23 protein-coding genes are annotated in these 24,804 nt (G+C 66.7%); 14 read left to right on the forward strand and 9 right to left on the reverse strand.

The genetic code is table 11. From position 1 onward, the window contains the following. Nucleotides 1–24 precede the first annotated feature (24 nt). From LJE61_RS02775 to LJE61_RS02810, 8 genes are all read left to right on the forward strand, one after another. Entirely contained in the window at nt 25–675 is a 651-nt protein-coding gene (locus LJE61_RS02775; RefSeq protein ID WP_296911376.1) for a CDGSH iron-sulfur domain-containing protein, read from the forward strand. Then, the gene (locus tag LJE61_RS02780) at nt 672–1,376 is read left to right on the forward strand and encodes an HAD hydrolase-like protein (RefSeq protein ID WP_296911378.1); all 705 of its coding nucleotides are present in this window, start codon (nt 672–674) and stop codon (nt 1,374–1,376) included. The genes LJE61_RS02775 and LJE61_RS02780 overlap by 4 nt, the downstream gene beginning before the upstream one ends. Nucleotides 1,377–1,606: 230 nt before the next feature. Next, complete coding sequence (locus LJE61_RS02785; protein ID WP_296911379.1) at nt 1,607–2,560, forward strand: AAA family ATPase; 954 nt, start codon at nt 1,607–1,609, stop codon at nt 2,558–2,560. A 19-nt stretch (nt 2,561–2,579) separates the two neighbouring features. Further along, entirely contained in the window at nt 2,580–3,524 is a 945-nt protein-coding gene (locus LJE61_RS02790) for a DUF58 domain-containing protein (protein WP_296911381.1), read from the forward strand. A 2-nt stretch (nt 3,525–3,526) separates the two neighbouring features. Beyond that, nucleotides 3,527–4,135 (forward strand): DUF4381 domain-containing protein, encoded by a 609-nt coding sequence (locus tag LJE61_RS02795; RefSeq protein WP_296911383.1) that lies wholly within the window; start codon nt 3,527–3,529, stop codon nt 4,133–4,135. After that, a complete protein-coding gene (locus tag LJE61_RS02800; protein ID WP_296911385.1) occupies nt 4,132–5,154 on the forward strand; it encodes a VWA domain-containing protein in 1,023 nt (340 codons plus the stop codon). Before LJE61_RS02795 ends, LJE61_RS02800 begins: the two co-directional genes overlap by 4 nt. 10 nt (nt 5,155–5,164) lie before the next feature. Continuing rightward, nucleotides 5,165–7,081, forward strand: a complete 1,917-nt coding sequence (locus LJE61_RS02805) for a VWA domain-containing protein (protein ID WP_296917331.1) — start codon at nt 5,165–5,167, stop codon at nt 7,079–7,081. A 104-nt stretch (nt 7,082–7,185) separates the two neighbouring features. Then, complete coding sequence (locus LJE61_RS02810; RefSeq protein WP_296917333.1) at nt 7,186–8,958, forward strand: BatD family protein; 1,773 nt, start codon at nt 7,186–7,188, stop codon at nt 8,956–8,958. Between the two features lie 212 nt (nt 8,959–9,170). Here LJE61_RS02810 and folK read toward each other — a convergent pair whose 3' ends face one another. Next, nucleotides 9,171–9,716 (reverse strand): 2-amino-4-hydroxy-6-hydroxymethyldihydropteridine diphosphokinase, encoded by a 546-nt coding sequence (gene folK, locus LJE61_RS02815; protein WP_296917344.1) that lies wholly within the window; start codon nt 9,714–9,716, stop codon nt 9,171–9,173. A 214-nt stretch (nt 9,717–9,930) separates the two neighbouring features. Between folK and LJE61_RS02820 the strand changes: the two genes are divergently transcribed. Then, nucleotides 9,931–10,890 carry a DUF368 domain-containing protein gene (locus LJE61_RS02820; RefSeq protein WP_296911412.1) on the forward strand — a complete coding sequence of 320 codons (960 nt, stop codon included), beginning with the start codon at nt 9,931–9,933 and terminating at the stop codon, nt 10,888–10,890. 64 nt (nt 10,891–10,954) lie between these two features. Here LJE61_RS02820 and yhbY read toward each other — a convergent pair whose 3' ends face one another. Further along, nucleotides 10,955–11,266: a ribosome assembly RNA-binding protein YhbY gene (gene yhbY / locus LJE61_RS02825; RefSeq protein WP_296911410.1), complete on the reverse strand. Its 312-nt coding sequence runs from the start codon at nt 11,264–11,266 to the stop codon at nt 10,955–10,957. A 270-nt stretch (nt 11,267–11,536) separates the two neighbouring features. Between yhbY and aroA the strand changes: the two genes are divergently transcribed. The 4 genes from aroA to LJE61_RS02845 all read left to right on the forward strand — a co-directional run bounded on the left by aroA (nt 11,537) and on the right by LJE61_RS02845 (nt 15,792). Further along, on the forward strand, nt 11,537–12,892 hold the full coding sequence (gene aroA / locus LJE61_RS02830; RefSeq protein WP_296911408.1) for a 3-phosphoshikimate 1-carboxyvinyltransferase: 1,356 nt from the start codon (nt 11,537–11,539) through the stop codon (nt 12,890–12,892). Further along, complete coding sequence (cmk, locus tag LJE61_RS02835; RefSeq protein WP_296911406.1) at nt 12,889–13,557, forward strand: (d)CMP kinase; 669 nt, start codon at nt 12,889–12,891, stop codon at nt 13,555–13,557. Before aroA ends, cmk begins: the two co-directional genes overlap by 4 nt. A 138-nt stretch (nt 13,558–13,695) precedes the next feature. Then, complete coding sequence (gene rpsA, locus LJE61_RS02840) at nt 13,696–15,378, forward strand: 30S ribosomal protein S1 (protein WP_296911404.1); 1,683 nt, start codon at nt 13,696–13,698, stop codon at nt 15,376–15,378. Between the two features lie 69 nt (nt 15,379–15,447). Beyond that, nucleotides 15,448–15,792: an integration host factor subunit beta gene (locus LJE61_RS02845; RefSeq protein WP_296911400.1), complete on the forward strand. Its 345-nt coding sequence runs from the start codon at nt 15,448–15,450 to the stop codon at nt 15,790–15,792. A gap of 343 nt (nt 15,793–16,135) precedes the next feature. On the opposite strand, the gene phoR is transcribed toward LJE61_RS02845, so the two are convergent. The 4 genes from phoR to putP form a co-directional block, all read right to left on the reverse strand. After that, on the reverse strand, nt 16,136–17,512 hold the full coding sequence (gene phoR / locus LJE61_RS02850) for a phosphate regulon sensor histidine kinase PhoR (RefSeq protein ID WP_296911398.1): 1,377 nt from the start codon (nt 17,510–17,512) through the stop codon (nt 16,136–16,138). Between the two features lie 5 nt (nt 17,513–17,517). After that, nucleotides 17,518–18,204, reverse strand: a complete 687-nt coding sequence (phoB, locus tag LJE61_RS02855; RefSeq protein WP_296911396.1) for a phosphate regulon transcriptional regulator PhoB — start codon at nt 18,202–18,204, stop codon at nt 17,518–17,520. Between the two features lie 150 nt (nt 18,205–18,354). Beyond that, complete coding sequence (locus LJE61_RS02860) at nt 18,355–18,555, reverse strand: hypothetical protein (RefSeq protein WP_296917346.1); 201 nt, start codon at nt 18,553–18,555, stop codon at nt 18,355–18,357. Then, nucleotides 18,552–20,051, reverse strand: coding sequence for a sodium/proline symporter PutP (putP, locus tag LJE61_RS02865; protein ID WP_296911391.1), 1,500 nt, complete (start codon nt 20,049–20,051; stop codon nt 18,552–18,554). The genes LJE61_RS02860 and putP overlap by 4 nt, the downstream gene beginning before the upstream one ends. A 212-nt stretch (nt 20,052–20,263) precedes the next feature. On the opposite strand from putP, the gene LJE61_RS02870 reads away from it, so the two are divergent. Further along, on the forward strand, nt 20,264–20,830 hold the full coding sequence (locus LJE61_RS02870; RefSeq protein ID WP_296917348.1) for an NUDIX hydrolase: 567 nt from the start codon (nt 20,264–20,266) through the stop codon (nt 20,828–20,830). Nucleotides 20,831–21,173: 343 nt separating this feature from the next. Here LJE61_RS02870 and LJE61_RS02875 read toward each other — a convergent pair whose 3' ends face one another. From LJE61_RS02875 to LJE61_RS02885, 3 genes are all read right to left on the reverse strand, one after another. Beyond that, nucleotides 21,174–21,797, reverse strand: coding sequence for a V-type ATP synthase subunit D (locus LJE61_RS02875; protein ID WP_296917351.1), 624 nt, complete (start codon nt 21,795–21,797; stop codon nt 21,174–21,176). A gap of 343 nt (nt 21,798–22,140) precedes the next feature. Next, complete coding sequence (locus LJE61_RS02880) at nt 22,141–22,863, reverse strand: transporter (RefSeq protein ID WP_296917353.1); 723 nt, start codon at nt 22,861–22,863, stop codon at nt 22,141–22,143. Nucleotides 22,864–23,116: 253 nt separating this feature from the next. Then, nucleotides 23,117–24,619, reverse strand: a complete 1,503-nt coding sequence (locus tag LJE61_RS02885; RefSeq protein WP_296917365.1) for a phospholipase D family protein — start codon at nt 24,617–24,619, stop codon at nt 23,117–23,119. Between the last annotated feature and the right edge of the window lie 185 nt (nt 24,620–24,804).

Below are 24,804 nucleotides of genomic sequence, written 5' to 3' on the forward strand. Positions count from 1 at the left end.
GGCGCCGAAACGATTGAGGCACGAATGAGCAAGATACGAAGACTGGACTTCACCGGAGAGGGCATCGACGTCCACTTCGACGGACGCCTCTGTATCCATGCCGGTGAGTGTGGCCATGCCGAAGGCGATCTCTTCATGGCAGACCGGAAGCCCTGGTGTATGCCGGATCTGGTCCCCAAGGCGGAGGTGCGAGAGATCGTCGAACGCTGTCCGAGCGGTGCCTTGACCTACACGGACAAGGCCGGTGCGCCTGAATCCCCGTCGCCGGAGAATCATGTCACGGTCGCGTATAACGGCCCCTTGTACCTCACCGGCGACCTCGCCATCGAAGGCGCTGCGCAGGACATGCCGGGTGTGCGGTATCGCGCTGCGCTTTGCCGCTGTGGCGCCTCCAAGAACAGGCCCTTCTGTGACAACAGCCATATCGATGCCAGGTTTGAGGATTGCGGCGCTGTGGGGCAAAAGGGCCCGGGCGCCGCGGCGACAGGCGGTAGGCTGACCGTGGAGATGCGTCCCGACGGCCCTCTGGTGCTCACCGGGAATGTGAGCATCCGGGCCGGCAGCGGGCGTCTTGCCTGGGAAGGCGATCGGGCCTTCCTGTGCCGTTGCGGTGCCTCCAAGAACAAACCGTTCTGCGACGGAACCCATAAGGAGATCGGTTTCAAGAGCGATTGAGTCAGCACATCGGGCCCGGCAGCACCCTCCTTGCGTCAATGCCCACGCATCTCTACTTTGATTTCGACGGCACGCTCGTCAACAGCCTCGAGGCGGCCTTCAACGCCTTTCAACGCGTAGGTCCGACCTTCGGATGTGCCCCGCTCAGTCGCGATCAGCTGGAGCGCCTACGGGGGCTGCACGCCCGCGAGGTCGTGCGCGCCCTGGGAGTCCCGCTCCACCGTCTGCCCCAACTGGCCGCGCGGATGCGCCGTACCATGCGTGGGGAATTGATGGAGACCCCCCCGGTCGAGGGGATCGCGGAGGTCCTGGATGTCTTGCAACGGCGCGGACTCGCACTCGGCATCCTGTCTTCGAATGCGCGTGAGAGCGTCACAGCCTATGTCCGGCGCCACCGCCTACCCGGCCTCGCCGACATCGTGGGCGAAACGGGGGTTTTCGGCAAAGCGGCGGCCTTGCGCAGGCAGGTCCGTCGGCTTGGATTGGAGTCCCGAGACCTCGTCTATGTCGGCGACGAGCTGCGCGACCTCGAGGCGGCCCGCGCTGCCCGCGCGCGCTTCGCCGCCGTCGCCTGGGGCTATACGCCGATGGAGCACCTCGCGGCCGCGGCGCCTGATTTCCGATGCGAGCGCCCTCAGGACCTGCTTTTCGTCGCCAGCCGATCCCCTTCTGCGCGCGACGTCTGCGCCGCGCGCCCTTAAGCTCAATCGCCGAGCGCCCTGGGCCGCGCCGCGGAACGCCTAGGTGCGCGCAGGAGCAGGGCGGGACAGCAGGGGAACTGCAGCGGCCGATCGCATACAAACGCATGAGACGGTACTCCAGGCGATCGCGCCGTTGCTGGTCGCCCGCCGACGACGACACGAAGGAATCCGCGCCCTTGGTATCGATCCAGAGCTCAAACCTCGACCCCACGGCCGCGGCCCAATCGCTCATGGCAGAATTCGCTGCGCTGCGCGAGCGCGTCGGCAAGACCATCCTGGGGCAGCGGGGTCTGATCGACCGCCTGTTGATCGCCTTGCTCGCCGACGGACATCTGTTGGTGGAAGGTGCGCCGGGTCTGGCCAAGACCACTGCGATCAAAGACCTGGCTGCGGGCTTGGAGGGCGATTTTCATCGGATCCAATTTACCCCGGATCTCTTGCCTGCAGACCTGACGGGGACCGAGGTCTATCGTCCCCATGACGGCAGCTTTCGATTCGACCGCGGCCCGGTTTTTCACAACCTGATCCTGGCCGATGAGGTCAACCGGGCGCCGGCCAAGGTGCAGTCGGCGTTGCTCGAAGCGATGGGCGAGCGGCAGGTGACCGTGGGCCGCGAGACCTATCCGTTGCCGCGTCTCTTCCTCGTCATGGCCACCCAGAACCCGATCGAGCAAGAGGGGACCTACCCACTTCCCGAGGCCCAGCTTGATCGCTTCCTGATGCACGTGCGGGTCGGCTATCCTGACCTGGAGACCGAGCGCGCGATCCTGCGGCTCAATCGCGACGAGGCGCGGCGGGAGTCGGCGGCCCCGGCCGACGTCGTTGTCAGCCAGACCAGCGTCTTCGCCGCGCGGCGCGCGATCCTCGATCTCTTCATGGCGCCGGAGGTCGAGGCGTATCTGGTCCATCTGGTCATGGCGACCCGCCGGTCGGAGGCCTATTCCGCGGATCTCGGGGGATGGCTGAGATTCGGCGCGAGCCCGCGCGCGACCATCGCCTTGGATCGTTGCTCCCGGGCGCTGGCCTGGTTGAACGGACGCGACTACGTCTCCCCCGAGGACGTACAGTCCCTCGCCCCCGACGTCCTGCGTCATCGCGTGCTGCTGTCCTACGAGAAGGAGGCGGAGGGGCGCCGGTCCGACGACTTCATCGCCGCACTCCTTGCGCGGGTGCCGGCACCCTGAATCGAGAAGGGGTCGGTCCATGGCCACCGAGGGGATTGTTGCTGATCTGAGCGAGCTGATCGGACTGCGCGAGCAGGCTCGGCGGCTCGACCTTGCCCCGCGCGGCCGGGTGCTGGCGACACGCACCGGCGGCCACCTCTCCCGGTTCCGCGGACGTGGGATGGAGTTCGACGAATCGCGGGTCTATCAGCCCGGTGATGACCCACGCAACATGGATTGGCGGGTGACCGCTCGGGCAGGCCGGCCGCATGTGAAGACGTTCAGGGAGGAGCGCGAGCGCCCGGTCTGGCTGCTGGTCGACCAGGGACCCTCAATGCGCTTCGGGACCCGGATCGCCTTCAAATCCGTCGTCGCCGCGCGTGCGGCGGCGCTGGTCGGCTGGGCTGCGATCGACCGTGGCGACCGTGTCGGCGGTCTGGTGTTCGACGAAGCACGCCATCTCGAGCGTCGCCCGGCCGCGCGCGCGGCCGGTCTGCTACCGCTTCTCGATCGGCTGGCCAGCCCGCTTCCGGAATCCTCCGGCGGGTGCGAAGGCGGGGGCTACGGATCCTTGGTCGAGGCCGCCGAGCATCTGATTCGACTGGTGCGCCCGGGCAGCCTGATGGTCGTGCTCAGCGATTTTGCCGGACTGAGGCGCGCGAACGCCGGTTGGCTGGCCGCGCTCGCGACCTGTGCCGAGGTCGTCCTTCTACCGGTGCATGACCCCATCGAGATTCAGGCCCCGCCTCCAGGGTGCTATCCGGTCACGAACGGTCTCCGGCGAAGCCTGCTCGACCTGCGGAGCGCGCGCAGTCGTGAGGCCTATGAGGAGCGATTCCGGACCCGCTTTGAGACCCTGGAGTCGCTGGCGCGCCGCCACCGTGCCCATGTGCTGCGCCTGTCGGCCGATGTCCCCGTTGGGCCCACACTGGCGCTCGGCCTCGGCGGGCGGGGGCGGCTGATCGGCGAGGCGAGGTTCCTGTGAGCATGGATCCGTTGGGGCAGCTGCGCGACTGGCATCCTCCGCCTCCAGTCCACTGGTGGCCGCCGGCGCCGGGTTGGTGGGTCCTGGCAGGGCTGATCCTGTTGGGCGGCGTCTGGCTGGTGCGGCTCTGGTGGCGGCGTCACACGGCGGGTGCTCCGGCACGCGCGGCGCTGCGCGAGCTGGCCGCGCTGAGGTCATCGGCTCAACCGGACAGCGACCTGCGCGCCTTTGTCGCCGCCATCTCTGGGCTGCTTCGACGTCTCGCCCTCGCGGACTTTCCGCGTGATCAGGTTGCCGGACTCACCGGCTCCGCCTGGCTCGACTTCCTGGATGCGACCGGCGGCGGGGGCGGTTTTCGGCACGGACCAGGGCGGGCGCTCGTCGAGGCCGGCTATCGGGCTGCTCCCGATGGTTGCCAATGGCTGGACAGGGAGGCCCTGGCCGATCTCGCCTCAACTTGGATGCGGACACACAGGTCGAAGCCGTTCGGATGGTCGGGAGGGTCTGTGATACGCGGCGGCTCGGCACCGGCAGTCGGTGAGCAAGGTGGTGGCCGTAGCCCGCGCGCGCACTCCCGGGACCGCTTCGCGGCGGGGTCGGCGCGCGCATGATCACCTTTGCTTGGCCCTGGATCCTGCTGGCCCTGCCGCTGCCGCTCCTGGCCCTGAGGCTCCCGCGGGCGGCCGCTGAGCCGGGCGCCGCCTTGCGGTTTCCATTGGACCAGGGGGAGGCGGAGCCGGCGGTCGAAGGGCGGCGCAGCGGCGCCGCGAGCTCGATCATCGGACCCAGGCTGGCGATCGGGATCCTCGCCTGGACCCTTCTGGTGATCGCGGCGGCGCGTCCGGAGTGGGCCGGCGAGCCGGTCCGCGTGCCCGTGTCGGGTCGGGACCTGATGCTCGCGCTCGACGTCTCCGGAAGCATGGAGCAGGCGGACTACGAGCTGGACGGTCGGATGGTCTCCCGGATCGCGCTCGTCAAGGCGGTTGCGGCTCGTTTCATCGCGCGCCGCGAGCAGGATCGCGTCGGGCTCATCCTGTTCGGTTCGCAGGCCTACCTCCTCACCCCGCTCACCTTCGACCGCGCCAGTGTCGCGACAATGCTGAGCGAGGCGGTTGTCGGCTTGGCGGGACGCGAGACGGCGATTGGCGATGCGATCGGCCTGGCGGTCAAGCGGCTGCGCGAGCAGCCGGAGGACAATCGCGTCCTGGTGCTGCTGACGGACGGCGCGAGCAATGCGGGCGGCATCGCGCCGCTGGCGGCCGCCGAGCTTGCTGCCCAGGCGGGCGTGCGTGTCTACACCATCGGCATCGGTGGCGGGGCGGTCTCGGTGCAGACCCCTTTCGGTGCCCGGGTGATGCGCCGAAGCAGCGACTTCGATCCGCAGACGCTGCGCGGCATCGCCGAGGTCACCGGCGGACGTTTCTTCTCGGCCCATGCCCGCGAGGAGTTGGAGGAGATCTACGCGGAGCTCGATCGCCTCGAGCCGAGCGCGCGTGACGAGCGCCCCTTCCGTCCCCGGCGCTCGCTCTACGCATGGCCGGCAGGCGGAGCCCTGCTCCTGAGCCTGTTGCTGGCGGCACACGCCGTGCTGCCGGAAGACAGAGGGTCGCGTCGCCGTGTGGCCGGCTGAGCTTCACCTGTTGCGGCCGCTCTGGCTCTTGGCGCTGGTCCCCGGGGCCATCCTGCTGCTGCTTCTGTGGCGGCGGCTGGCCGGTTGCCTCGTGTGGCGCCGCCTCGTGGACGCACATCTGCTGCCCCACCTCTTGGTCGCCGATGACCGGTCACCCCGGCGTTGGCCGCTGGGGCTGCTCGGCGTGGGCTGGCTCTTGGCCGCCTTGGCCTTGGCCGGGCCGACCTGGGAGCGTGTCGCGCTGCCTGAATTCGGCACCAGTCCGTCCCGGGTCCTGCTACTCGACCTCTCGCCGAGCATGAATGCAGCCGACCTGCGGCCATCCCGCCTGGCCCGCGCCCGGTTCGAGATTCTCGACCTCCTGAAGGGCGCGGAGGACGAACAGACGGCCCTGTTGGCCTTCGGCCCCGAGGCGTTCGTCGTGTCGCCGCTGACCCGCGATGCGCGGACCATCGCGGTCCAGGTGCCCCAATTGACGAGCGATCTGATCCCGGTCCCGGGATCACGTGAGACCGCCCGGGCACTCGAGGCGGCGGGAGAGCTGCTGGAACGGGGCAGGGCAAGGCGCGGCGACATTATCCTGGTCTCCGATGCGGTGGGCGGTATGCCCGAGGCTCTCAGCGTGGCTCGGGCGCTGCACGATGCGGGGCACCGGATCTCCGTGCTCGCCGTCGGCACGCTCGACGGCGCGCCGGTACCCGCGACCGCGGGCGGATTCGCCCTCGAGAGCGACGGCGGGATCCGCGTCGCGCGCTTGGGCAAGGCAGACCTGCAGGCCTTGGCAGCGGCCGGGAGCGGGCGCTATGTGGAGGCGCAGGCGGGCGACGCGGATACCCGGGCGATCTTGAGCCGCGGGACTCTGTCGTCTGACAGGATCGCGGATCCATCGGGGGTGCCGGACCAGTGGCGTGAGGAGGGGCCTTGGTTGCTGCTCGTCCTGTTACCGCTGGCGATGCTTGCGTTCCGGCGCGGTTGGCTGGTGCCGGTGTTGGCCTGTGTCATCATCTTGCCACCGTCCCAGGGCTGGGCCTTCGGTTGGACGGATCTCTGGTTGCGGGCCGACCAACAAGCGGCGAGACGGCTGGATGCGGGCGCCAGCGCGGAGGCCGCCGATCGCTTCGTGGACCCGGCCTGGCGGGCCGCCGCCAGCTATCGGGCGGGAGACCTCGAGCGTGCCTTGTCGGCCTTGTCGGATCTGCGGGGCCCCGAGATCGACTACAACCGAGGCAATGCCCTGGCGCGTCTCGGACAGCTCGACGAGGCGATCGCCGCGTATGAGCGTGCGTTGAGCCAAGATGCTGCGCACCAGGACGCGCGCCATAATCTCGAGCTGGTGAAGGCCCTTCGGGATCAAGCATCGACGTCGCAGCCGGAGGGTGAGGCCGGGACGGAGGGCACTGGCGACGGCCAGGACCGGCGCGATGCGGACGACACGCAGTCTGGCCCGAGCGATCCTGACCGGTCCTCGGATGGCGAGCCCCCCGCGGCGGCGAACGGCCCATCCGGATCTCCCGGACCCGACGCGGAGCAATCAGACCCGTCTGGAGGCGCCGCGAACGGCGAGCGGGCGACCGAAGACGAATCGACGTCATCGCCATCCGCGGGGCAGCCTGGCGGTGCCGACGGGGTCGGGCCTCTGGCTGATTCGGGCGGGCTCGACAGGGGAGACGTCGCCGGTGAGCAGGACGTTTCCCTCCCCGAGGGCCCGATCGGCGAATCGACGTTGCCCGCTGGGCCTGCGTCGGACGCGGCTGGCGAGCGCGGAAGATCGGGGCACTTGGCAACAGCCGGTGCCCCGAGTCCCGAGCAGTTGGAGCGTGAGCAGGCGATGGAGGCGCAGCTGCGACGTGTTCCGGACGACCCCGCTGGTCTGCTGCGTCAGCGTTTCCTCTTGCAGCACCTGCGGCGCGAGGGGCGTTTACCCTGAAGATGATGATTCTGCCTCCTACCGGTCTCAATAAGGTGAAACGGGCTCCTAGGTTTCGCCAAACCGGTCGATGCGCGATCGCGTCCTGCCGCCTGCTTGTGGTGATGCTGCTGATCCTCCTCGCGGCCCCGGTGGTTGCCGACGGGCTTCGCGCCGAGCTCGATCGCGACCGGATTGCCGGCGACGAGACCCTGACCCTGCGTCTGATCGCCGCCGGTCGGGTGACGGGCGAGCCGGACCTCCAGCCCCTCGAGGCGAACTTCGAGATCGTGAGCCGCGGTCAAAGCACGCGGATGAGCATCGTCAACGGGGTGACGTCGCACACCCAGGAGTGGACACTCGAGCTCGCACCGAAGCGGTCCGGGAAATTGGAGATCCCGGGGCTGGTCTGGGGCGATGTCAGCAGCGCGCCTCTCGCGCTCGAGGTGACCGATGACGCGGGTCGTGGTGGCGCCGATGCGGCCTCGAAGGCAGTGTTCGTCGAGTCCGAAGCCGATCGGGCGACGCCCTATGTCCAGCAGGCGTTTCAGTACCGGGTCAAGGTCCTCTATCGCCAGCCGCCGCAACGTGCCCTGCTCTCCGAGCCGCAGGCTGATGGTGCGACGATCGAGCGCTTCGGCGACGATCGAGCTTACACCGAGCTCGTCGATGGCCAACGCTACCAAGTGGTGGAACGGTCCTTTCTTGTCGTCCCGCAACAGAGCGGGTCGCTGACCATTCAGGGTCCACGGCTGGAGGCGTTTCTCCACGACGTGCGGTCGCCCGCCCGGGGCGCCCCCACCGATCCGGATGCGCCCTTTGACGGAGGTCTGTTTGGCGGGCTGCTGGGCATGGGCGGGGGCGGGCGGCGCATCGTGGAGCGCGGGTCTGACCTGGAGGTCCAGGTTCGGCCTCAGCCTGCCGGCTCCGCCCTGCCCTGGTTGCCGGCCGAGTCGCTGCAGCTCACGGATGAGTGGACGCCATCGCCGCCCCTGTTCCAGGTCGGAGAGGTGGTCACCCGAACCCTGACCATCACGGCTCGAGGGGTCACTGCGGCCCAATTGCCGCCCCTCGACCCCGGCGCCCCAGACGGCCTCCAGATCTACCCTGACCAGCCGCATGCGGAAGATCTTCCGGGCGCTGCGGGCCCAGCCGCGATCAAGAGCCTCAAGGTGGCCCTGGTCCCGACACGCACCGGCCGTCTCAACCTCCCCGAGGTGCGTATTCCCTGGTGGGATACGATCGCGGACGAGGAGCGCGTCGCCGTCGTTCCCGCACGCATCGTTGACGTAGCGCCGGCGCCTGGGGATGCGACTCGGGGCCCTGATGCGCCCCCTCAGGCTGGTCGGGAGTCCCCGGCGACCCATGGCGGGGTTTCGTCGATCGACGAGGTCCAGCCGGGGGCCGCGCCGACGATGCCGACATACGGGATGGGGCGCGCCTTCTGGCCGGGGTTGGCCGGGTTGCTCGGGGTCGGCTGGCTGGCAACGCTCATCTGGGTCAAGTGGGGGACACGGCGCCGCGGCTCCATGGCGCCGGCGGGTGCGCCCCCGGATACGGCCGACTCCACGTCAACGCGGCAGTTGCTCCGGCGCGTCGAGCAGGCCTGCCGGGCAGGTGATGCACGCGATGCGCGGGCGGCGCTGCTTGCATGGGGACGGGCGCGCTGGCCCGGGCAGACGCCCTTCGGGCTGCGGGATCTGGCCGGGCGTCTCGGCGATGCCTCGGCGGGGGAGGCGCTGGCCGGCATCGATCAGGCGATCTACGCCGGCAGCGGCGAGGCATGGGACGGTACTCGGGCCTGGCAGCGGCTCGAGCCGCGGCTGTCCGCCGCTGACGCCCGGGCCGGAGAGACCGGGGCGCCTGTCTTGCCTGAGTTGTATCCGCAGCGCGTCTAGCGAAGTGATGATTGGCCATCCTGGCTGTCATCAGCCTGGACCTTCCGCGTCGGCTGCGCATCGCTGTTGCCCCTCCATAGGGGCTCTTTGGACTTGCCGGCCCGGGACGTCATCCGCCGTCCTCCGTCAGCGATCCCGGAATCCAGTGCCGTGGGCGGTTTCCCCGGGCACGGCGCGGCAGGAATGAGCGGAACGGCCGACTCAGACCGGATTCAAGGGTTCGAGCCGAATGGCGCGGACTCGCCCCTCCCCGGCAGTCTTTCGAGGATCTGGCGATGGCGTATCTGCCCCGTCAGCGTCCTCACCGGACGGCCCCGCACGGGGTGAACCGCGTCGGGTGCAACCTCGATCAATGGGATCAGCATGAAGTCACGGACCAGCAGCCCCGGATGCGGAATATGGAGATCCGGTTCGGCGAGGACGCGGTCACCGAAGAGCAGGATATCGAGATCGATCGTCCGCGGACCGTTCTTTTCGCGTCGCACGCGCTGCAGCCGCGACTCGATCATCCGCGTCTCCCCGAGCAGGCTGTGCGGCGACAGACAGGTTTTCAGCCCCACGACCAAATTGACGAAATCGGGCTGCTCAACCATGCCCCACGGGAGCGTGCGATACCAGGAGGATTCCACGAACAGGCTGGACTCGGGCAGATGCCGAAGCCAGTCCAGCGCCTGCGGGATCTGCTCGAAAGGGGTGATGTTCGAGCCGATGGCGATGAATGCGAGCGTGTGCTGGGACATGGAGGAACGGAGTCTCACCCGGGGCCGGTCTCCTCGGTCAGGTCAGCCTGACACCCCAGGACGTCGCTCATCCTAGCCCGAGCGGGTCAGGCAAGATAGCCCAGGAGGCCAGCGAAACGGCTTGGGCGGAGCCGATCCCTTTCCGATTGCGGTCGCGGATGCCAAGATAACGTGCTTGCACGGGGAATGCCGACCGATCCAGCCTGATCCGGTCCGATGGAGAGAACGAACAATGTCGCGGTTGAGCTTGGTTCTGAAGGGCGGCGCCATGGGGGTCGCGGAAGTCATCCCCGGCGTCTCGGGTGGGACGATCGCGTTAATCACCGGAATCTATGAGCGGCTAATCAACGCAGTTAAGGCAATCGGGCCGGGATTGATCGGGGTCCACCGACGCGATGGGCTTCGCGGCGTGTGGAGGGCGCTCGACGGGGTCTTTCTGTCGCTCGTGCTGGCCGGGATGGCGGTCGGGATCGTCTTCGGCGTGTTCGTTATCTCCTGGGTACTCGAGCGCTACCCGCCGCTGATTTGGGGCTTCTTCTTTGGCTTGATCCTGGCCTCGATCCTCTACATGGGTCGTCGGATCGGACGTTGGCGGGCCGGCGAGATGTCGCTTTTCGCCCTCGGGGCGGTCCTGGCCTACTCGATCACGGTCCTCACGCCCGCGAGCGGGAGCGAGGCGCTCTGGTTCGTCTTTGTTTGCGGCGCCATCGCCATCTCCGCCCTGATGCTCCCTGGAATCTCAGGCAGCTTCATGCTCCTGCTGCTCGGCATGTATCAGTATATCGTCCAGGATACCCTCAAGGGGCTGCTCGTGAGCTTCTCCCTGGAGAGATTCTTCACCTTGGCGGTCTTCGGGTTGGGATGCCTGGTGGGACTCATGAGCATGTCCCGCCTGCTCTCATGGACCTTCAGGCGTTTCAGGAGCCAGACGCTCGCCACCCTGACCGGCTTCCTGGTCGGCTCGCTGAACAAGGTCTACCCGTGGCGGAATGCCCGGGATTGGCTCAGGGATGGTGCGGGTCAGATCGTGATGGCCGACGACGGGGTCACCGCCAAGAAGGTCCTGGCGGAGGTCAATGTCCTCCCCTCTGGCTACGAGGGGGATCCCTTGATCCTCGGGGTGGCCCTCACCTGCCTGGTCGGGTTTTTCGTGGTCTTCGCGTTCGATCGCTATGGTCCGCAGACGGACTAAGGACAGCTTGAAGCATTCAAGGTGCGCGTGCGGGGCAAGGCTCGCGCAGTGCATGCGCGCCCCGCTATGCAGGCCGGCCGTCCTGGAGCAGGATCGGATTGGGCTTATCGGGATTGGCGCGGTAGAAGGAAGCGACATGCCCGATCCGACCGATCAGATCGGCGCCAGTGCATTGTGTGATCCGTTCGATCGCAGCGTCGCGTTGATCCCGATCACCTCCGGTGATCTTGACCTTCATCAGCTCATGATGACTCAGGGCCTGGTCGAGCTCGGCCAGCAGGGCCTCGGTGATGCCGTGCTGACCAACCGTCACGATCGGTTTCAGATGGTGTGATTGCTGCCTCAGCCAGCGTTTCTGCTTGTCGGTGATCGACATGATGATCCTGCTGACATGGTGAAGTGATTGCGCAATCCCATCAGTCGGATGCCCGCCGCGGGAAGGTTGGATCGCCGATCTTCGGGATTGTGAGGCAACCCCTTCGTCGAAGCACCGAGAGGCCCGTTGGGCACCGCGGGGCGGCGAGCCGGTCACGTGCGCCTGGGGCGGAGGTCCGCACGGCGCGCATTCCCAGTTTACCGCCTCACTGCGCCGGACTAACATACCTGCCTTTTCGCAACGTCCGGGCGCGGGGGCGCAGGAGAGCACTTGGGACAGCCTCAGGATACCCGTTACCTTATCGCACCGGGCGGGACGTTGCGCGGGCGCGTGCGGGTGCCCGGGGACAAGTCGATCTCGCATCGCTCGATCATGTTGGCTGCGATCGCTGAAGGCGAGACCCGCATCGCCGGGTTTCTGGAAGGCGCGGATGCGTTGGCGACCCTGGCCGCTTTCCGGCGTCTCGGCGTGCCCATCGAGGGGCCCGACCGTGGGCAGGTGCGGGTGCAGGGTGTCGGGATGCGGGGGCTGCGGGCACCGGACGGGCCGCTCGACATGGGTAACTCGGGCACCTCGATGCGACTGCTTGCCGGACTCTTGGCCGGGCAGCCCTTCCCGGTGACCCTGGTCGGGGATCGCTCCTTGTCCAGGCGACCCATGCGGCGCGTTACGGATCCCTTAGGGAGCATGGGCGCGCGCATCGGAACCACCGCGGGCGGGACGGCGCCGCTCGAGCTCGAGCCGGTGGCGCGCTTGTCAGGGATCGACTACAGGATGCCGGTGGCGAGCGCCCAGGTGAAGTCAAGTCTCCTGCTTGCCGGTCTGTACGCCGAAGGCGAGACCTGTGTGACCGAGCCGGCACCGACCCGTGACCATACCGAGCGCATGCTGACCGCATTCGGCTACTCGGTGCGCCGCCAAGCATCGCGGGTGTGTCTGACCGGCGGTGGGCGGCTGACGGGGTGTCGGCTGCAGATTCCCGCCGATATCTCTTCGGCGGCTTTCTTCCTGGTGGGTGCCAGCATTGCCCCCGGCTCCGATCTTTTACTGGAGGGCGTCGGGGTCAATCCGACGCGGGTCGGGGTAATCAATCTTCTGCGCGGCATGGGCGGCGATATCGAGCTGATCGATCGGCGCACGGCCGGGGGTGAGCCGATCGCCGATATCCGGGTGCGCCATGCGCGCCTGCACGGGATTCGCATCCCGGTCGATCAGGTGCCGCTCGCAATCGACGAGCTACCCGTTCTCTTCGTCGCGGCGGCCTGTGCCGAAGGTGAGACCACCCTCACCGGTGCCGAAGAGCTGCGCGTGAAGGAGAGCGACCGAATCCAGGTCATGGCCGACGGACTGGCGCATCTCGGTGTCCGGACCGAGACCCGTCCCGACGGGATACGGATCACCGGGGGCGAGCTGGGTGCGACGGGCGAGGGGAGTGTTGAGGGCGCCGGCGGCGGGGCGATCGATGCGCACGGTGATCATCGCATCGCCATGGCCTTCGCGATTGCGGGCTTGCGTGCGAAGGGGCCGATCGAGATCCGCGACTGCGCCAATGTCGAGACTTCCTTCCCCGGGTTTGCTGAGCTGGCGGCCGGCGTCGGACTGGGTATCCGCGAGATGCGTCGATGATCCCGGTCATCACCATCGATGGCCCGTCCGGCACCGGCAAGGGGACGATCGCGCATCTGCTGTCAAACCGGCTCGGCTGGCACTGTCTGGACAGCGGCGCGCTCTATCGCGTCCTGGGTCTTACCGCACAGCGCCTTGGTGTCGAGCTCGACGATGCGGACGCGGTTGCGGCCCTTGCGGTCCGGTTGAAGGTGACCTTCGCGGCGGATCGGGTGCTGCTCGATGGCGAGGATGTGACCGATGCGATTCGCACCGAGCAGGCCGGTATGGCCGCGTCGCGTGTCGCGGCGCACCCGTCGGCTCGGGCGGCCTTGTTGGCGTGGCAGCGTGCCAGGGCATGTCCGCCCGGGCTGGTCGCCGACGGGCGGGATATGGGCACGGTTGTGTTCCCGCACGCCCCGCTGAAGGTCTTCCTCGACGCCAGTCCGGAGGAGCGCGCAAAGCGCCGGTATAAACAGTTGAAAGAAAAGGGATTGGATGCTAACCTGCCCAACCTTATCGTGGATATACGTGAACGGGATACACGGGACCGCAGCCGCCAAGTCGCGCCACTGCGTGCGGCGGGGGATGCTGTGGTCCTCGATTCCACCACCTTGTCCGTTGATGAAGTGCTCGATCGGGTCCTGAAAGAGGTGAGGCGCGTCTTTCCGGAGCTGGTCCCATGAGATGTCGGCAGGTCGCCGTTCGCGGCCGCTGTCGATCCGGCCGGGTCGGTGCCGAATGCGCCGGCCTTTTCGATTCATTCATACCCCTCGCCCCGGATGGGGCGGGCTCGCGCGCCTGTCTCAGGATAATTTGATCTCATGACCGAAAGCTTTGCCGAACTGTTTGAACAGAGTCTGAATACCACCCAGCTTCAGCCGGGTACCATCGTCACCGGAACCGTGATCGAGATCACATCGGATAACGTCGTGATCAACGCCGGTCTCAAGTCCGAGGGCGTCATCCCAAGAAGCCAATTCGTCGGCCCTGATGGCCAGCTCGAGGTCGCCATCGGGGACGAGGTCGAGGTGGCCTTGGATGCCGTCGAAGACGGCTTTGGTGTGACCCGTCTCTCGCGTGAGAAGGCAAAGCGTTTCGCCGCTTGGGATCACCTCGAAAAGGCATTCGAGGCCGCCGAGACCGTGCGGGGCATGATCAACGGCAAGGTCAAGGGCGGCTTCACCGTCGATCTGGGCACTGTCCGCGCCTTCCTGCCCGGCTCCCTGGTCGATGTCCGACCGGTGCGCGACACCACCTACCTCGAAGGCAAGGAGCAGGAGTTCAAGGTCATCAAGCTCGACCGCAAGCGCAACAATGTGGTCGTCTCACGCCGTGCGGTGGTGGAAGAGGAGTACAGCGCTGAGCGTGACCAGCTCCTGAAGAGTCTCGAGGAGGGTATGGAGGTCAAGGGCGTCGTCAAGAACCTGACCGATTATGGTGCCTTTTTGGACCTCGGCGGTATCGACGGTCTGCTCCACATCACGGACATGGCCTGGCGCCGCGTCAAGCATCCCTCCGAGGTCGTGGAGATCGGCGACGAGGTGACCGTCAAGGTCCTTAAGTTCGATCGTGATCGTCAACGTGTCTCACTTGGCCTGAAGCAGATGGGCGAGGACCCTTGGGTCAATATCTCGCGCCGCTACCCGGAAGGCACCCGCGTCTTCGGCAAGGTGACGAACATCGCCGACTATGGCTGCTTCGTCGAGATCGAGGAGGGTGTCGAAGGGCTGGTCCATGTCTCCGAGATGGACTGGACCAACAAGAACATCCACCCGAGCAAGGTGGTGGCCTTGGGCGACGAGGTCGAGGTCATGGTGCTGGATATCGACGAGGAGCGCCGTCGGATCTCGCTCGGCATCAAGCAGTGCGCGATGAACCCCTGGGAGGAGTTCGCCGCCACCCACAAGAAGGGCGACCATGTCTCCGGTAAGATCAAGTCGATCACCGACTTCGGCATCTTCATCGGTCTCGACGGCGGGATCGACGGCCTGGTCCATCTCTCCGACATCTCCTGGGACGAGGCCGGCGAGCAGGCCCTGCGTCGCTACAAGAAGGGCGACGAGCTCGAGACGGTCGTGCTGTCGGTCGATCCGGAGCGTGAGCGCATCTCGCTCGGTGTCAAGCAGCTCGATAAGGATCCCTTCTCGAGCTTCGTCGCACTGCATGAGAAGGGCAGTGTCGTGACGGGCGTCATCACGGACGTGGATCCGAAAGGGGCGACCATCGCCTTGGCCGACGGCGTCGAAGGTTATCTGCGAGCCTCAGAGATCTCGCGTGACCGCATCGAGGATGCCCGCGCCGTGCTGAAGGCCGGCGAGGAGATTGAGGCCAAATTCCTCGGTGTGGATCGCAAGAACCGCACGCTCTCGCTCTCGATGAAGGCGAAAGACGTCGAGGATGAGCAGGCCGCGATCAAGGGTTATTCTCGCGACGCTGCGAGCGGCACCGCGACCCTCGGGGACATCCTCAAAGAGCAGATGGAAGAGGCTCAGCGCGGGGGCTGACCTCCGGCACTGTGTCTGTTGGGGCCGCCGATTCCGGGGCCCCCTATCCTTTTCCCGGGAGTCGACACCATGACCAAATCCGAGCTGATCGAAGTTCTGGCCGCGGCGCAAGACCATCTCCCCTACAAAGATGTCGAAGAGGCGGTTCGCAAGATCCTCGATCGCATGAGCGGTGCCCTTGCGTCCGGCGAGCGGATTGAGATCCGGGGCTTCGGAAGCTTCTCGTTGCACTATCGCCCGCCCCGCATCGGACGCAATCCGAAGACCGGTGACTCGGTCGCCTTGGCGGGTAAACACGTCCCTCACTTCAAGCCGGGCAAAGAGCTTCGCGATCGCGTCAACCAGGCGTTTCAGGAGGAGCAGGAGGCCGGGGCCGACGCGGACCAGATCCGCCTGATGGCCGCCTCGCGCTGATCCCGCGCCGCCCCCCGGGCGCGGGGATCCCCCTCCCGCTTGAGTTTGCCCGGCCGAGCCGGCGCATAGCCACCTGGACGCCGATCGGATGGCCGTCCTGGCCAAACATCGGCACGGACCCTGAGGCACGCCGTCTCCCGGCTCCTTTCGTGAGCCGCGCGGAGCGCCGAAGACGTTTTAGGGCGTCGTAAGGGAAACGCTGTCGCCCCAGCGTTTCCCGTCCGGGGCAGGAGGCCGCGAGGTTGTCAGGCGCCTCAGTGACCGAAGAAAAGCGCATTCCGATCGTCGCGCCGCTTGGACGGCGGGGTGATGATGGCCAGGATGGCCATGGATCAGCATCGCCTCAGGTCGCGGCGGCCGTCGTCGGGGCCGAGGGTCGTTCGAGCGATTCGCGGGAGATGCCTCGACCGCCCGGAAAGATGCAGGTGAAGGTGGAGCCCTGACCGACCTCGCTCGCGATCAGCAAGCGCGCATCGTGCCGGTTGAGGACGTGCTTGACGATCGCCAGACCGAGCCCGGTCCCTCCGGACTCCCGTGAGCGGGCCCTGTCGACCCGATAGAAGCGTTCGGTGAGACGGGGCAGGTGCTCAGGGCCGATCCCTTGGCCGTTGTCTCGGACTCGGAGCTCCGGTCCATCGGTCCCCCACGACCAGCGTATCCGAATCTCTGTGCCCTCGGGCGTGTGCTTCACCGCATTGAAGATCAGGTTCGAGAAGGCGCTTCGCAGCTCCGGCTGATTGGCGAGCAGGAGGAGGTCGTCCTCGATCTCGGTCTCGACCCTGTGTCGTCCATTGCTCAGCACCTGCGCCTCCTGCAGGATCAGGTGCAGCTCCTCGGGCACGTCCACTGCCCCTTGCTCCTCCGGCCGTTCATGGATCTCCAATCTCGACAGGGTGAGCAGATCATCGATGATGGAGCGCATCCGCGCGGCCTGGTTGTGCATCAACACGAGTGGGCGACGATGATTGAGCGGGGTGGCCGGCGCATCCATGAGGTTCTCCAGGAAGCCCGCGATCACGGTCAAGGGCGTGCGCAGCTCGTGCGAGGCATTGGCGACGAAGTCGCGACGGATCATGTTGAGATGATAGATCTTGGTGATGTCTCGCCCCACGATCAGCCGTTGTCGCTTGCGTTCGCCGAAGGGGGTGATGCGCAGTGACAGCATGGTGGCCCGGTTGTGGTTGGGCGCAATCTCGATTGGCCGCACGTCGTCGCCCGCCTCGACGAAGGTCTTGAGATCCGGATGGGGCAGGAGATCGACGAAGGGACGTCCGCTATCCTGCGGCCAGTGGACGTTCATAAGGGTCGCCGCGGTCGGATTGGCCCAGTCCACCCGGTGCTGTTTATCGAGGATCACCAAGGCGTCCGGCACCGCATTGGCCGCCTCGCGAAAACGCCGGGTAAATCGGATCTGGCGCTTGCGCCCTTTCCGCCCGCGCTGCTGATATTGAGCGATGCTGCGATAGACCTCGCCCCAGAGCCCGCCGGGGAACGGCGGAGCCAGGCGGTGGTGACGGCGGATCAGACGGGTCAGCTTCGCCAGGAAGTAGAGATGTCGCAGCAGATAGGGCAGGAGCACCAGCGGCCACACCCAAGACAGATCGGCGCCGAGCAGCAGCCACAGGGCGCCGCCCGAGGCGATCATCAACGCGAGCAGCGACGACTCGAAGATCAGGGAGCGGCGCCATGACGCCCTCGGGGGATGGGGATGGCCGGCCAACCGAGTCAGGTCTTGTCCGAGAAGCGATAGCCGACGCCGCGCACCGTCTGAAGCAGGCGGTCGTGCCCGGATGCCTCGAGTGCCTTGCGCAGGCGTCGGACATGGACGTCCACGGTGCGCTCCTCCACATAGACCTGATCGCCCCACACCTGATCCAACAGCTGCGAGCGGCTGAAGGCGCGGTCCACATGGGTCATGAAGAAGTGCAGCAGGCGATACTCGGTCGGCGCGATCTCGACGTGACGTCCCTCTGCGGTCACGCGATGACTGATGTTGTCGATCCGCAGCCCTCCGATCTCGACCTCGTCGGACAACTCCTCCGGTTTCGCGCGGCGCAGGACCGCCTTGACGCGTGCGACCATCTCACGCGGCGAAAAGGGCTTCGCGATATAGTCATCCGCCCCCGTGTCGAGCCCCTTGATGCGATCCTCTTCCTCGCCGCGGGCGCTGACCATGATGATGGGCACCGCCCGGCTCTTCGGGTTCTGCTTGAGCTGATGGGCCAACTCCAGCCCCGAGCGGCCGGGCAGCATCCAGTCGAGGAGGACCAGGTCGGGGGTTTCGTTGGTCAGGAGCTTGCGTGCCTCATCCGCATGTCCGGCCTCGACCACGCGGTAATCCGCGTTCTCGAGGGCGAATCGGATCACTTCGCGGATATCCGGTTCATCGTCGACGACAAGAATGGTTGCCATAGCCATCTGAGTCCTGTGGTCCGAGCCATGTCCTTACCGACCGGGCCGGCCGGTCATACCCACCGGGCGACGTCATCCGACATCGATCTCAGATGCATTCTATTGAGGATCGATGACCGATCGATGACATGCCGGATCGAGAGGCCGCCCTCAACCGGGGTAGCGGATACCGCGCTCCCGCAACCAGCGCCTGAGACGCTCCACCTTGCTGTCCAGGTCACAGGTTGGGGGGAGACTGTCCAGGTACCGGCCGTGCTCGATCAGCAATGCCGCCTGCTCCGCGGCGTCGAGCAGATGCCAGTCGCGCAACGATTCGCCTTGATCGTCCGCCGGCTGTCTTTCCCTGGTCATGACGCCGTCTTCATCATCTCATCCTCCACCTTGCTGAAGCGCGCGGCCAGCACGGCCTGCTTGCCCGGGGTGGCGCGACTGACGAGATAGATCGCGAGCGAGGCCAGCAGGACCCCCGGCACGATCTCGTAGAGGTCGAACAGGCCGCCCTCGAGCTGCTTCCATCCCAGGACCGTCAGGCCGCCCACCAGGATTCCCGCGAGCGCGCCCAGGCCGGTCATACGCGGCCAGTAGAGCGACAGGATCAGGGCCGGGCCGAACGCCGCGCCGAAGCCGGCCCAGGCATAGCCGACCAGGTCGAGCACCATGGCCTCCGGATCCAAAGCCAGCCAGAAAGCGACAAGCGCGATCACCACCACTGCGATGCGCCCCACCAGGACCAGCTCGCGTGCGCCGGCCTTGCGGCGCAGCAGGAGCCGATAGAGGTCCTCGGTGAAGGACGAGGAGGAGACCAACAGCTGGGAGTCCGCCGTGCTCATAATGGCGGCAAGGATCGCGGCGAGCAGCACCCCGGCGACAATCGGATGAAAGAGGATGTCGACGAGCAGGATGAAGACGGTCTCGCGCGCCTCGTCGGAGAGCGGCTGCTCGACGACCAGGATGCCGGCGAGACCGGTCAAGGTCGCCCCGGTGAGCGTCACCGCGACCCAGATCACGGCGATCCATCGAGCTGCCGTGACCTTCCGGGGGGTGGCGATGGCCTGAAAGCGCGCGAGGATATGCGGTTGCCCGAAATACCCCAGACCCCACGCCGCCAAGGACAGGATCCCGATCAGACCGACTCCACTGCCGTCGGCGTGTGTGAAGGGATTCATGAGATCCGGGTTGCCGGCCCTGATCACCTCGAACACGTGACCGGGTTCCCCGATCTGTGAAAAGGCGACCAGCGGCACCGCCACCAAGGCCGCCGCCATCAGGAGCCCCTGGACGACGTCGGTCCAGGACACGGCCAGAAAGCCCCCCACGGCCGTGTAGAGCACGATGGAGACGAGGCCAAGCGCCACGGCCCAGACATAGGGTAGCCCGAAGACCGACTGGAAGAGCTTCCCCCCGGCGACCAGCCCCGCGCTCGTGTAGAGCAGGAAGAACCCGAGGACGAACAGGGCCGCGATGCCGCGCAGCCAACCGATCCGATCGTCGAACCGGTTGGAGAAGTACTCCGGCAAGGTCAGGGCGTTCCCATAGGCGACACTGAAGACGCGCAGGCGTTGCGCGACGACACGCCAGTTCACCCATGTGCCCAGCAAGAGACCCCCCGCGAGCCAGAGCGACTCCAGACCGGCGGCGTAGGCGAAGCCCGGCAGCCCGAGCAGCAGCCAGCCGCTCATATCCGAGGCGCTCGCGCTCAGGGCGGCGACACCGCTCCCGAGGCGCCGTCCGCCGAGGATGAAGTCGGAGAGATCACGGGTGCGGCGGTAGGCATACCACCCGATCATCCAGACCACCGCGAAGTAGACCGCGAAGGTCAGGGCGATGATGATCGGGTGCTGCGTCACGGTCTGTGTCCTGGCGAATCGCCTGCTCGGCTTGTCGAATCGGTGTCGGGCCGCTAGTTTAGGGTGAGTCGCGGGTCGCTTCCAATGCGTGCCGGGAGACCCCCGTCGGCCGGGGCGCGCAGATTCACAACCACCGCTGCGTCGCCGGTGTCCGACGGCGAGCGCCGGCCCCGCCGCCGCCCGAGCCCGAAGCCCATCGCGAGGAGCCCGTCATGAGCGAAGACCCAATCTTGAAGCGCGAGCCCATCTTCCAAGGCCGGGTGATCGACGTCGCCATCGAAACCATTGCCATGCCCGCGGACCGGCAGGTGCAGCTCGAAATCGTCCGTCACCCCGGCGGGGCGGCCGTCGTGGCCTTGGACGAGCAGGATCGGGTCTGCCTGCTGCGCCAGTGGCGCCATGCCGCCGGCGGCTGGCTTTGGGAGCTGCCCGCGGGAAAGATCGACCCGGGCGAGAGCCCGCTTGGCACGGCGACCCGCGAGCTGTCGGAAGAAGCCGGCCTGCGCGCCGCGGACTGGACCGACCTTGGCCGGATGCACAGCTCGCCGGGTGTCTTCACCGAGGTCATCCACCTCTGGATGGCGCGTGGTCTCTCGCATCAAGGCCATGCCCATGAGCAGGACGAGATGATCGAGATCCACTGGCTGCCATTGGCCCAGGCGCTCGATTGGTGCAACGACGCCGAGATCACGGATGCCAAGACGCTCGTCGGGCTGTATCGCGCCGGCGGCCTCATCAAGAGCGCCCTGGAGATCCTTCCCGAGGACCCGGGCTGTTGAGAGACGGGGTCTGGCGATCCGGGGCGGCTCAATGGTCGGCGGTTTCCTCTCCGCGGTGGTCATTCCCCGAAGGCGACCCACACGGCGGCTTCCGTCTGCGCATTCGCGAGCGGCGCGACGACGTCGCCGCTGAGAACCCGGTCCATCGCCTGGAGCTGCTCGACCTCGAGGCGAACGCGCTCCGGCGCGCTCCTCCCCAGAGCCCAGGCCGTCGACTCCAGAAGCTGGGCTGAGGTCGCCGCAGCATCCAGCCGGTCCGCTGGAGGATCCTGCCCCTGAAGGCCGGAGGTCTTCGCGATCTGCAGAACCGCCGGTGGCGCAGTTCCTAGTCCGGAGAGCCCCGTCAGGCCTCGGCCCGCTGCCGCAGCAGCTTGACTTGGAAGAGGGTGTTGCGCTCCTCTTCCTCGAGTGAGGATTGGATGAAGTGGATGGTCCGGCGGTAGAGCGGGATGATGTTGTACTTGAGGGCGTTCACGCGCTTCTGGGCCTTGCGTTGCTCTTCCATCAGGCGGTGCAGCGCGGTTTCGACCTCCGCGAGGCGTGCCAGCAGCACACAGGCATTGGCGAGATTCTCGCGCGTGGTGTCGAAGCTCGCGTCCGTTCCCAGCAGACCAACCGGCTTGAGCGCTACCCGGTCGCTGGTCACGGCCGGGTACTCCACGCCGAGCGCCCGGCGCGGCAGGATATCCACCGTGAGCGCGAGCTCGGATCCGAGAGCGGCCTGATGGATGCCGCGACTGCCCATCCTCAGGTGGGTGATGCTCAGGCAGCGATAGGCCTCGGCGAGCGCCTGCTCGGCCTCTTGGCGGAGCCTGCGGTATTCGCCGATGCGCTCATAGACCAGACGCGTGAGCAGCTCGCGCTTGCGCTCGAGCAGATCGTGGCCCTCCTCCAGAAATTTCTCCTGCTTCTTGAGTCGCAGCAGGGTGTTCTTAGTCGGTGGGACCTTGATGAGTTGTTGTGCCATCTGAACTCCCTGCTTGCGCGCTTCGTTCAGCGATCCGATGGTCGCCCGATCGCGATCCGCCTTTGACGTGTGGACACCCGCGTGCTCGGCATCCTCGCCGTCTCGCGGCCCGCAGGGCAAGCCTGGACCGGTGCGATCCGAAATGACAGCGGAAACGGCCGTGCTGCTGTCGGCATTCACATTTGGCCAGGATGGCCAATCTCACGTCAAGCGGCATCGGGCATAGCCGCTCAGACGTGAAATCACCATCAATTGCCCACTGCGGAAGTTGGTACCTACTGGCAACGGCGTTTGGTTTTTGCCACGCCCGGCAGAAAGGCGCATCCCGTCGCGACGGGATCTTTCAGGCCTCCGATGATCGTCGACCCGTCGCCGTGAAGACCAGATGCCCCTGGAGCGCGAACAGCGGGTTTAGCGCCCTGAGCTGGTCGGGATAGAAGTGCGTATTGTCGGGAAACAAAAAGACCGAGCCGGTCAGCTCGCAGGACCAGTGTCCACGACGGTGGACCACGCCAATCTGCGGACGGATCACGAAACGGTTCTGCCCAAGGTTCAGCAGCTTGTCCCGCTGGTATTCGCCCAGCGGCAAGGTGACGGCCAACGCCGCGCCGGCCACCGTATAGACCGGGTGCGCCGCCTGGTAGGCCCGAAGAGGCTCGGCATCCAGCGCGGGCGGACCGAGGAAATTGACTGACAAGCGGATGAGCGGGTCTGCGAGCCCCCGGCGATCCAGCTCCCGCGGCTCGCCGTTCAGCAAGCCCTTCCAGCGGGCGTGTTGCCAGGGTAACACCGCATCTAATCGCGCCAGCTGCCCGAGCGCCTCGAAGGCGTGCAGGATCGAAATCGCCCAGGTTTTGGTATTGAGCGTCGCAGCCTCGACCTTGAGCAACGGGTCGAAGGCGATATTGCCGTTCGTGTAAACGTAGCCCGCGGTGACGATACTGGCTCCCACCGGCAGCGGCGTCCAGCGGCGGGGCTCCATGTCCTGCGCGAAGGCCGCAGCGGAGCCTGCGGCAATCAGGAGGCCGGCCTCAATGAGACGCGCCGTCGGCCCGATGATGGGCATCCACGGCCGGCCGCTCAGGGGTCGAACAGTGGCCGATTGTCTGTCCGATCTTTGCGGACCGCTCACATGCGGATGCCTCGTCGATGAGTCCAAGCCGAGAGAGGTGAACGGCCCAGCAGCCTGTGAGCCGAGCCGATCGCGACCCGGCCAGTTTTCCAACCGATGACGACACCGGCCAAGGAATGACTCAGCAGATCGGTGCGCGCACGTCTCTCGTCGTTCGCCATCGCAGCCTTGCGGTCATGAACGCGGATCAGAGCTGCCCCTCGACCGGGAGCATCCGAATGAATCCGGCGACGAAGCGCTGCATGCCCGTGCTGTGTGGGTCCTTGTCGTAGCGCTGCTCTTTACCGCCGGACTCGGTCAACCAGTAGAGCTTGCCGTTCTCATCCAGCAACACCCGATAGCTGTTCTCGGGCCGCACGCCCTCGTCCATGTAGTCGATGACCTGCGCGGCCAGCTCCGGGCTCTCCACGTAGAGTCCGGCCTCGGTGTTGATGTCGCCCGAGCGGGGGTCGAGGTTCATGCTGCCGATGAAGACGTCCTTGCGGTCGAAGACGATGGCCTTGGTGTGCAGCGCGGCCTTGGAGGAGCCGGAGAGGACCTTCTTGCTCACCGGCCCCGGGTCGGGGCGCAGCTCATGGAGCTCGATGCCGTCGGCGACCAGCCGGGCGCGGTGCTCGGTGTAACCGGCGTGCGCCGCGAGCACGTCGTTGGACGCGAGCGAGTTGGTCAGCACCCGGATGCGCACACCCTGATCGTGCAATTTGGCCAGGGCATCCGCGCCGCGGTCGCGCGGCGCGAAGTACGCCGACTCGATCAGCAGCTCGCTATCCAGCCGCCCGACCCGCTTGAAGACCCCCTCGGTCAGCGCGCTGGTCTTGCCCGTGGCGGCGATCTCGGCCGGGTCGTCCCAGACGATACGGCCCGGGGCCCAGATGAATTCATCCAAGATCCCCATGAGCTGGGACTTGAGCTCGGCCACGTCCTGATCCAGTGGATGGGGGTAGCGCTCCTCGGCGATCTGCTCGCGCACGGTCTTGAGCGTCGCCTGCAGGTCCGCGTCTGTGTAAGGGCGATCGACCAGCGCGGCGATGGGGATGGACCAGGAACCATTCCAGAAATGGTCGAACACATCGGAGATCTCCCGCACGACGGGCCCACCGGCGGCGATGTCGAGATCCCGGAAGTTCGCCTCGGTGTCCACCCCGAAGTAGTGGTTGCCGATGTTGCGGCCACCGACGATGGCAATGGCGTTATCCATCACCATCAGCTTGTTATGCATCCGGTGGTTGACGCGGTTGAAGTCGGCGATGAAGCCCAGGGCGCGCGCCTTGCGGTGGGCCAAGGGGTTGAACACCCGGATCTCGATGTTGGGGTGGGCATCGATGGCGGCGACCGCCGCATCACGCCCGCTGAGGGTCATGTCATCGACCAGCAGGCGCACCCGCACGCCCCGGTCGGCGGCCCGGACCAGACGCTCGGCCAGGATGCGCCCGGTGGAGTCGGGCTCCCACAGATAGTACTGCATGTCCAGGGTCTTCTCTGCCAGCTCGGTGAGCGCGACCCGGGCGGTGAAGGCGGGACGCGGCTTGCGAATGATGGCGAAGCCGGATTTGCCCGGGTGGCGCCTGGCGGCCCTGGAGAAGTACTGGCCGATCGCCGTGCTTTCGGGGTCTTTGAGGGCCGCGGACTCGGTACGCGGGTAGTCTTTCGGAACGCTCGCGCAGCCGGCCACCAACAGACCGGAAACCATGAGCAAGAGACAGCTTCGGAAAAGGCGTGCGCCGCGAAACCGAGGCTCTGCGTTCGCCCTTGCTCTCTCCTTGGGCCCTTCGCCGGATTTCGCTCGCCGTTCGCCCGCCGCCGATCCAACGAGGACGCGGGCAAAAGGTCCCTGCACCGGTATCCGATGTGGAATGTTCATCTGCCTGTACTCCT

It is taken from the genome of Thiocapsa sp. (assembly GCF_022340925.1).
GTDB lineage: Bacteria > Pseudomonadota > Gammaproteobacteria > Chromatiales > Chromatiaceae > Thiocapsa.